Here is an 8,096-nt window from a genome sequence, read left to right on the forward strand (position 1 = left end):
TTAAATCACTTCCGTCTTTTTACGAATGACATACGTTATTGTTAAAAATAGTATAGCGTAAGCCACTAAAACATAACAAGATGCTAGATGAAGCCCCTCACTCGTTGTAAATGAAACGCCTAGTTCTTTAATATGATAGGTTGGTGTGACATAAGCAATTTGTTTTAACCATTCAGGAAAATTATCTACCGGAATCCATAATCCACCTAGTAATGCAAGTGCCAGATAGACAATATTTGAAATGGCACTGGCAGTTTGTAAATCATTGAATTGTGCTAGGATGACGCCCAGTGACAATAACGAACTTGCCCCTAACCATAATAGAATGCCTGACACCAACCATTCTGTCATGGACATACTGACATCTTTATATACCGCACCTGTTAGAAACAGCAAGATAATCGCTAAACAGAATAGCAACATAATTTTCATCGTTTTGCCGAGATAATAATGAAATGGTGATAATGGTGTTTTAAATAGGTTTTTAACCCAGCCATACTTTTTATCGCCAATCAACTCAATTGGAAATGTAATAATACAGAAACTACTCAAACTATACGTCGCCATACTGAACATATACTCTTTATAAAACGTTGCTTCATATGCTTTCGGTACACTGATCATCGATGTAAACAGAATATAAAAAACAAGTGGCAAACCGATAGATAAAATGGTATACGCCTTCTTTCTCGTTAACATCAACAACTCATATTTGAAATACGAACAGAACATTATGATTCAACTCCTTCTCTATTTTGCGAAAATAACATTTCCAGCAAAGATGATTTTGTCATTTCTATGTGATTTAAATCAACGTCATGTGCCATTAAAAATTCAATAATCGGACGGACGTCATTGGTCACTACCGTAAAGCCATCGCTATGTGAACTTATAGATGTGACAGTTGCTAAGTCATTAAGTTGTTCAATGATTGGAGTGTCTAACATAGGTAACTGAATATACGTTTCTGCCTGTTGATAACGGATTTCTTGCGGTGTACTATCCGTGACGATTCGACCTTGATTCAGCACAACAACTCGGTCCGCCATACGCTCCACTTCTTCTATATAATGCGACGTATATAGAATCGTCACACCTTGTCTTTTCATTTGTGCAATAAGCGTCCAAAAGTGCTGTCGTGTCTCCGTATCCATCGCACTTGTCGGTTCATCTAGTACGAGCCATCTCGGTTTGCCAATAATTGATAGCGCAAAATCTAATATTCTACTCTCACCACCAGACAGTTTGGAAGCATATTGATTTAATTTCTGATCGTCAAACCTCGTCACTTTTTGAAACATTTCAAGCGACATCGATTCTTTATAAAATCCCTTGTACAAGTTGAATAATTCCTTAACTTTAATCAATTCTAGAAAAGCCGTTTTCTGATATAAAATGCCAATTTGTTGCTTATCTAATAACCCTTGTTGATTGTTAATCTTGCCAGCACTTGGATGACGGTTCCCAATAATGATATCAATTAACGTTGATTTCCCTGCGCCATTCGGTCCAATTAATGCTGTACATTGCCCTTCATACAGTTGAAAAGACACATCATCCAATACCTTTTTCTCACCATATACTTTCATCACATTTTGAATGTCAATCATCCGCTTCACCCGCTTCCTTGTTGTTACAAACAGTGTATATCGGATAAGCCTTTCATCGTAGTCGCATTTGTCATGAATGTCATGTGACAAATGTCATAAAGTCGTTTATAAAAATAATTGTCGTTTTCTTAGCAAGGTGCTATAGTAACATCAAAAACAGAACCGAGGCGCAAAAATGTCTTTCTTTAAACAACCTATTCGTTTATATATGAGTTTGTTTTTTGCAACTACATTGCTAGGAACCCTTTTGTTATCACTCCCTTTTACAGGACGCAAACCCATTGCTTTAATTGACGCTATGTATATCGCAACAAGTGCATTTACCGTGACAGGTTTGTCCACCGTAGACGTCTCTTCACAATTCAACATTTGGGGTGACATCGTCATTATGCTCCTTATACAAATCGGCGGTATGGGCATTGTCACCGTCTCTATGCTGTTATTACTAATGACCCAACGTCGTATTAGTTATACCAATAATGAACTGTTAAAATTTCAATTTAATATCGAACATCTCGGTGCATTTCATCATTTACTTGCACTCGTTTTTTATTTCACAGTAATTTTCGAAACACTCGGCACCATTTTGTTAGCTTTTGAATTTGTACCGACATTTGGCTGGTCTAAAGGGCTGTTCATCAGTATGTTCACTGCTGTTTCTGCATTTAATAACGCTGGCTTTTCACTTTTCCCAGACAACTTAATGCATTACGTCAATCATCCAGCTGTGAATATCGTTGTGGCATTTTTAATTATTATGGGCGGTATTGGTTATGTCGTATTGTATGATCTCATCACAACACGAAGACTTAAAAAACTGCAATTACACAGCAAAGTCACACTCATTATGACCGCATTGCTATTAATTGGCGGCACCATTTTTTATTTTGTATTAGAAAGTCAACATTCGTTAAAAGGGATGCCCATGGGCAATCAGTGGCTCGCTGCATTCTTTCAAGCGACCAGCGCAAGAACAGCCGGTTTTAACACAGTGGATATGCACCTGTTATCACCGAGCGCTATGATATTGATGATGTGTCTTATGTTTATCGGAGCAGGCCCTATTAGTGCAGCCGGCGGTATTAAAGTCACAACATTTGCCGTCGTTATCTTATTTATTATCAACACGTTACGCGGTAATGACTATATACGATTGCTTAATCACTCCATTGATATGAAACAAGCACATAAAGCCCTAGCAATTACGTTATCGGCAATTGGTTTTGTCATTACGATTATTTTCAGTTTTAGTATTGCAGAACCGCACTTGTCACTACCAGATATTGCTTTTGAAGTTTTTTCAGCGTTTGGTACCGTTGGGCTATCAACAGGTATCTCCGCAAGTTATGGTACTATCGGCAAAATCTTAATTATTGTCACAATGATTGTCGGAAAAATGGGTGTACTGACGTTGCTGACAGTTTTTCAAAAACAGTCAACAGCACGCGCACGTTATCATTACGCAAAAGGACAATTATTTTTGTAGACATCAAAAAACGACCACAATCACTTCATAGCACGACACTATGAATGTTGTGGTCGTTTTAATATATGTTTACGACTCTAGTCTTTCATCACGTCCATATTGATATGGAATATTTAGATTTTCTCTTAACGTCTCCCCTTCATAATCTTCATGGAACACGCCACGTTCTTGCAAAATAGGTACCACTTCATCGACAAAACGTTGGAAGTCCACTTCATAAGTGTCAGGCATTATCCAAAAGCCATCTGCAGCACCTGCTTCAAACCATTCTGTTAGGTGATCAGCTGTCGCTTTAGCATCACCAACCGCCGCCGGGTGATAATCAATTACTGAATGGTATACTAAATCTCTTAACGTCCATCCTTCATAAGCAAGTTTTAACACATTGTCAATACGTGGATCACTATATGGTGTGACAACAACACGATCTAGAATTTCTTTGTTAATCGGTTGATCAATATCTTGTGGCCCAAAGCGTGTATTTAAAGCATAGCCAATATGTGCAATACGTTGTCTAAATGTTTTTTCATCAATGAATTTCGCATGTCTATCTAACGCCTCACGCTTATTATCACCTATCAATGGCATGAGTCCTGCGATAAATTTAATTTCATCAGGATCACGTCCATTGTCAACTGCTGCTTGACGTAATGCTTGGCGCATCGCTTGCCCTTGTTCAATCGTCCAAACTTCACCAATAAAGACATTCGCATAACGTCCTGCAAACGCAATACTGTTAGATGATCCGCCTGCATGAACAATCACTGGTTGTCCTTGTGGTGATGGCGGAATTGGTAACGTACCTATCGATTCGTTATATTTCCCTTTTAATGAAACCGTGCGTACTTTTTCATAATCTGCAAAAATGCCAGAGTCTTTATCTGCTTGTAACGCATCTTTATCCCACACTGACCATAACTCTTGAACAAACTCTACAAACTCATATGCTTCTTCATAGCGTTCTTTACTACTACCGACAGATGCACCAAAAGCATTGGCACTCACTTCATTCGCCCCTGTTACAGCGTTCCAACCTACACGGCCATTACTCACCGCATCCAAAGTTTTAAATTCACGTGCCACGTCATATACATTATTCCATGAAGTTGCCTTCGTTATCGCTAAACCTAGGTGCTTTGTATGACTTGCGACAATTCCCGACATAATGATTGGATCTAACACCATCGCTCGCAATTCATCCGATGTCGCCGGCTTAATTGCAGGAAAGTCGCCAAAAAACATAAATTGAAACTTCCCTTTTTCCGCTAATTGTGCAGCACGAATATCTTCGTTAATATCTGGATAGTTTTTAGCCGATTCTACATTTTCAGTCCATGCTTTTGAATTGGCGCCATAAGGTCCTAATAACAGGCCAAGCACCATTTGTTTTTCTTTATTTTTTGCCATGATACGATTCTCCTTTTTTCAATCTCAGTATAATTAATATACGAGAACCGATATACGAAAACAATGGTTAGTTATTATTGAAATGTCCTATGTTTAACATTTGGAAGTTGAATGTCCTATAACTCGCCAAAAAATTGAATTTTACTAAACACAAAAAAGCTAGAGCGCACCATTCAATGCAACCCTAGCTCATCATTTATATAGTTAAAGGGAGACTATCCGAAAAATCCTGAAATAAAATCAATACCTTGTGCTACAATGTTCGCAATACCTGTTCCCATTGATAGCCAATCTTGATCTAACCCTGCTTGTACTGTGTCCTTAATTGCGTTGATAATTTCTGACATGTTGCGATACACTCCTTAAGTAAGATTATTTCAAAACCAAATCATTATGTATGATGACTTCGTTTTGTTAACTACACTATAGCTTATATTGTTGGTGGTATGTGGAATCGTTCTTAACTCATCATATTCCATGCCTAACTGTATTTTTAACAGACAATTTCTGACAGTTACGTTGCCTATCTGTATTAGAAAATAAAACATTCCCGAGAAAATCTTAATATTTTTTGTAATTATCGACATTTAGGCGTGCCTAACTGTCAAAGATGGTCACATTTTTAACAGTTATGAAGTCAAAATGATGTGTTACGCAAAAACGCCCAAATAATAACGAACGTCCGTTAAACTATCTACAATAAACAAAGAGGATGTTGTTACTATAAAAATGAGGAAGAAGGTTTTTTATATGAATTTTTGTAAAAAGTTTATTCTAGCATTTTCAATTGTTTTAGTATCATTTACAGTATCAGCACCATTAGATATTAATTTTAAGACAATAGCAACAGCCCAATCAGACGTTTATCCTGTAACAGATTCAAACCAATCACCGCATAACATTGTGGGGAAAATATTATATAATAATGGGACTTCTGGTACAGGATTTGTTATAGGTGATAATACAATCCTAACAAATAGACATGTTGCCAAACATTTAAAAGATGGTAAAAAAGCTGTTTTCTTCTTAGGCTTAAATGAAAAAAGTGTTGGTAAAAAGTTGTTAGGTAGATACAATATAGTGTCTGCTGTATATGCTCCTAACAAAGATGACGACGTAGCAATTTTGAAAGTTAGTCCGCAACAAGGTAGTTTACCGCTGAATAAAGTAGTTACACCAGCTACTATTGTTAATGCTAATTACATTGACGAACAATGGATGAAGACTGATGAAAACCAAATGCATATTGCGGGGTACCCAAGAGACAAAGATTTCCATATAATGTGGAGAGCAGATGGTAAGTTATTAAAATATGCGTTTAATAATAATCGTATTTATGTTGCAGATATTTCTTCTTCACCAGGAGCTTCTGGTTCGCCTTTATTCAACAAAAATAATGAGGTTGTCGGTGTGAACAGCAGTAGTTATGGACCACCAACTAATCATAGTGGTGGCATCTTATTTAAAGATGATTTGTATAGTTTTATAATGAATAATAAAAGTTAAATTATAATCGAGTAGGAGAATAGCCATTAGTTGACTATTCGTCCTCTCACGTCACCAAGCACACGGACCCGTACTTGATGGCTCAATATCTTGCGTAAGCCAACTCTGCAAGTTCGACTAAGTCATTAGTTCCCACTTGTAGAGTTGTTTTGTTGTAATGGCTCGGCGAACTTCTTGGGTTTTAGAGCGTCGCCAATATTTCTCACATGATTGTGCCGCGCTCATTGTACTTTGTTTATCGAGTCCATATTTGCATAACATCTTGTATGGCCTATGCTGACTTCTCATCATTTGTTGTTACTATGACTTACATCGCTGCTGAGAGCTCCTCGGGTAAGAGTAACCACTTTCCACTCACACCACAGCATCATTTACTATATAGAACTCGGGTAGTATTGGACTTTAGCTTGTCTTGCAGTAAAAACAAGCATAAATATAATGACGAATTTTATCGCGTAAAGTAGTCTATCCATCATAATCCCCCTTATTGTAGTCCTCTGGTTGAGAGTTTAATACTGTTTATTCACTATACAATACATGATTTTATGAATGCACTGCAAAAATATCCTTAACACACTATATTTCATGCCAAACTGTTATATCAGATACACTATTTAACCGTTACGCTGCCTATCTGTATTAGAAAATAAAACATTAATGAGAAAATCTTGATATTATTTTGTAATTATCGACACTTAGGCGTTCCCAACTGTCAAAGGTAATTGCGTTTTTAACAGTTATGAAGTCAAAATGATGTGTTGCGCAAAAACGCCCAAATGATAGCAAACATTCGTTAAACTATAACTACAATAAACAAAGAGGAGGTTGTTACCATGACTTGGGCTAGTATCATTCTTGGTATTGTAAAATTAATCAAAGGGTTAGTAGACACATTCGCAAAATAATTATTGAACATTTACATAACACTGAGACATAGTTATCGTGTCTTGGTGTTTTTTTGTATTTTAAAAACCGTACACTATTATAAAATGTACGGTAGTCTATCTTTCTCATATTATTGATGTTGTTGTGCCATTTTTTCATAATCTGTGTCGTGTAACATCCAACACATACCCATTTTACCACCCCCAAATTGATCCTCAAAAGGCAGTTCGATTGTAATACTGTCATGATCATTCATACGGTCATACAAAACTTCAATTTCTTGTGCATCCGCTTCATTTGCAACGTCGTAATCTAACATCAAAGAAATCGCGCCATTCAGTTGATCTGTTTTACCGAATGAATCAGAAGCATATAATTTTGTACCACCAATAAAAAACTCAGCATGCATTGTCGCCGATTCTGCTTGATTCTCATCCAAACCAAAATAACCTGCTTGTTCTTTAGACACTGACAAACGTGATACATCAGTTGCCACAAAAACTTCTTCATAGTATGCTAATGCTTCTTTTGTACTTTCAAATGATAAATATTTGTCATGCGAATTAATTCTCCTTAATTTGTGTCCATAAAACTGTAATGTATTTTAAAAGTAATTGATACACTTGAAGTCTAAAAATTCAATTGGGGACTTCAGCATAAAATACAACATTTAACAAAACTTAACGAAATACAACAAAAACCGTTACATCAACGTGTATGTTCACGAGATATAACGGCTTTTTAACGAAAATAACTATATAACGTCCTGGGAGGGATTCGAACCCCCGACCGATGGCTTAGAAGGCCATTGCTCTATCCAGCTGAGCTACCAGGACTTTTTAACACAAAGCTAATTATAACTAATTATCATCAATAAATCAATATCACGCTTTGAAAATTTATTTCCTTTTGACCTAAATAAAGAAATTTTACATCGTTTTAATTGTATGATAGCTATCAGAATTGAATTTTTCATGAAGTCCCCAAAACGTTCCCGAAATAAGTTTTTTCAAATAAAATACCACACATGTTTAAGTGTAGTATGATAGGCAACCGGCGTAACAATGATTGCATTTATTAAGTTTAACTATAAATGAGTAGAAAAAAGGGGGCTGGGACATAATTCGTTCTAAGCCTCTTTTGTAAAAAGAGGTTGGGACAAAAGCGCTTAGGATTTGAGCAGAACCGAACGATGAGCAAAA

8 protein-coding genes and 1 tRNA gene are annotated in these 8,096 nt (G+C 36.5%); 3 read left to right on the top strand and 6 right to left on the bottom strand.

Going from position 1 to position 8,096, the window contains the following annotated elements; all coding sequences use genetic code 11:
• Complete coding sequence (locus tag CD122_RS11045) at positions 1–732, bottom strand: ABC transporter permease (protein WP_103358998.1); 732 nt, start codon at positions 730–732, stop codon at positions 1–3.
• Complete coding sequence (locus CD122_RS11050; protein ID WP_103358999.1) at positions 732–1,610, bottom strand: ABC transporter ATP-binding protein; 879 nt, start codon at positions 1,608–1,610, stop codon at positions 732–734. The genes CD122_RS11045 and CD122_RS11050 overlap by 1 nt, the downstream gene beginning before the upstream one ends.
• A gap of 175 nt (positions 1,611–1,785) precedes the next feature.
• On the opposite strand from CD122_RS11050, the gene CD122_RS11055 reads away from it, so the two are divergent.
• Positions 1,786–3,096 (top strand): TrkH family potassium uptake protein, encoded by a 1,311-nt coding sequence (locus CD122_RS11055; RefSeq protein WP_103359000.1) that lies wholly within the window; start codon positions 1,786–1,788, stop codon positions 3,094–3,096.
• Positions 3,097–3,165: 69 nt separating this feature from the next.
• Here CD122_RS11055 and CD122_RS11060 read toward each other — a convergent pair whose 3' ends face one another.
• Positions 3,166–4,503, bottom strand: coding sequence for an NtaA/DmoA family FMN-dependent monooxygenase (locus CD122_RS11060; protein ID WP_103359001.1), 1,338 nt, complete (start codon positions 4,501–4,503; stop codon positions 3,166–3,168).
• Positions 4,504–4,718: 215 nt separating this feature from the next.
• Positions 4,719–4,850, bottom strand: a complete 132-nt coding sequence (locus tag CD122_RS11065) for a beta-class phenol-soluble modulin (protein ID WP_103359002.1) — start codon at positions 4,848–4,850, stop codon at positions 4,719–4,721.
• 403 nt (positions 4,851–5,253) lie between these two features.
• Here CD122_RS11065 and CD122_RS11070 point away from each other — a divergent pair, with 403 nt between their 5' ends.
• Together CD122_RS11070 and CD122_RS12615 are read left to right on the top strand one after the other, a co-directional pair.
• Complete coding sequence (locus CD122_RS11070; RefSeq protein ID WP_169926517.1) at positions 5,254–6,009, top strand: trypsin-like serine peptidase; 756 nt, start codon at positions 5,254–5,256, stop codon at positions 6,007–6,009.
• 833 nt (positions 6,010–6,842) lie between these two features.
• Positions 6,843–6,914 carry an alpha-1/alpha-2 family phenol-soluble modulin gene (locus CD122_RS12615; RefSeq protein WP_106904272.1) on the top strand — a complete coding sequence of 24 codons (72 nt, stop codon included), beginning with the start codon at positions 6,843–6,845 and terminating at the stop codon, positions 6,912–6,914.
• Positions 6,915–7,024: 110 nt separating this feature from the next.
• On the opposite strand, the gene CD122_RS11075 is transcribed toward CD122_RS12615, so the two are convergent.
• Positions 7,025–7,462: a VOC family protein gene (locus CD122_RS11075; protein ID WP_103359004.1), complete on the bottom strand. Its 438-nt coding sequence runs from the start codon at positions 7,460–7,462 to the stop codon at positions 7,025–7,027.
• A gap of 194 nt (positions 7,463–7,656) precedes the next feature.
• Positions 7,657–7,730: transfer RNA gene (locus CD122_RS11080), tRNA-Arg, on the bottom strand.
• Between the last annotated feature and the right edge of the window lie 366 nt (positions 7,731–8,096).

Origin of the sequence: Staphylococcus rostri (assembly GCF_002902145.1) — a bacterium.
Lineage (GTDB): Bacteria > Bacillota > Bacilli > Staphylococcales > Staphylococcaceae > Staphylococcus > Staphylococcus rostri.

Coding starts and splice junctions, on each gene's coding strand:
- CD122_RS11045 (WP_103358998.1), bottom strand. CDS start 732: ATGTTCTGTTCGTATTTCAAATATGAGTTGTTGATGTTAACGAGAAAG.
- CD122_RS11050 (WP_103358999.1), bottom strand. CDS start 1,610: ATGATTGACATTCAAAATGTGATGAAAGTATATGGTGAGAAAAAGGTA.
- CD122_RS11055 (WP_103359000.1), top strand. CDS start 1,786: ATGTCTTTCTTTAAACAACCTATTCGTTTATATATGAGTTTGTTTTTT.
- CD122_RS11060 (WP_103359001.1), bottom strand. CDS start 4,503: ATGGCAAAAAATAAAGAAAAACAAATGGTGCTTGGCCTGTTATTAGGA.
- CD122_RS11065 (WP_103359002.1), bottom strand. CDS start 4,850: ATGTCAGAAATTATCAACGCAATTAAGGACACAGTACAAGCAGGGTTA.
- CD122_RS11070 (WP_169926517.1), top strand. CDS start 5,254: ATGAATTTTTGTAAAAAGTTTATTCTAGCATTTTCAATTGTTTTAGTA.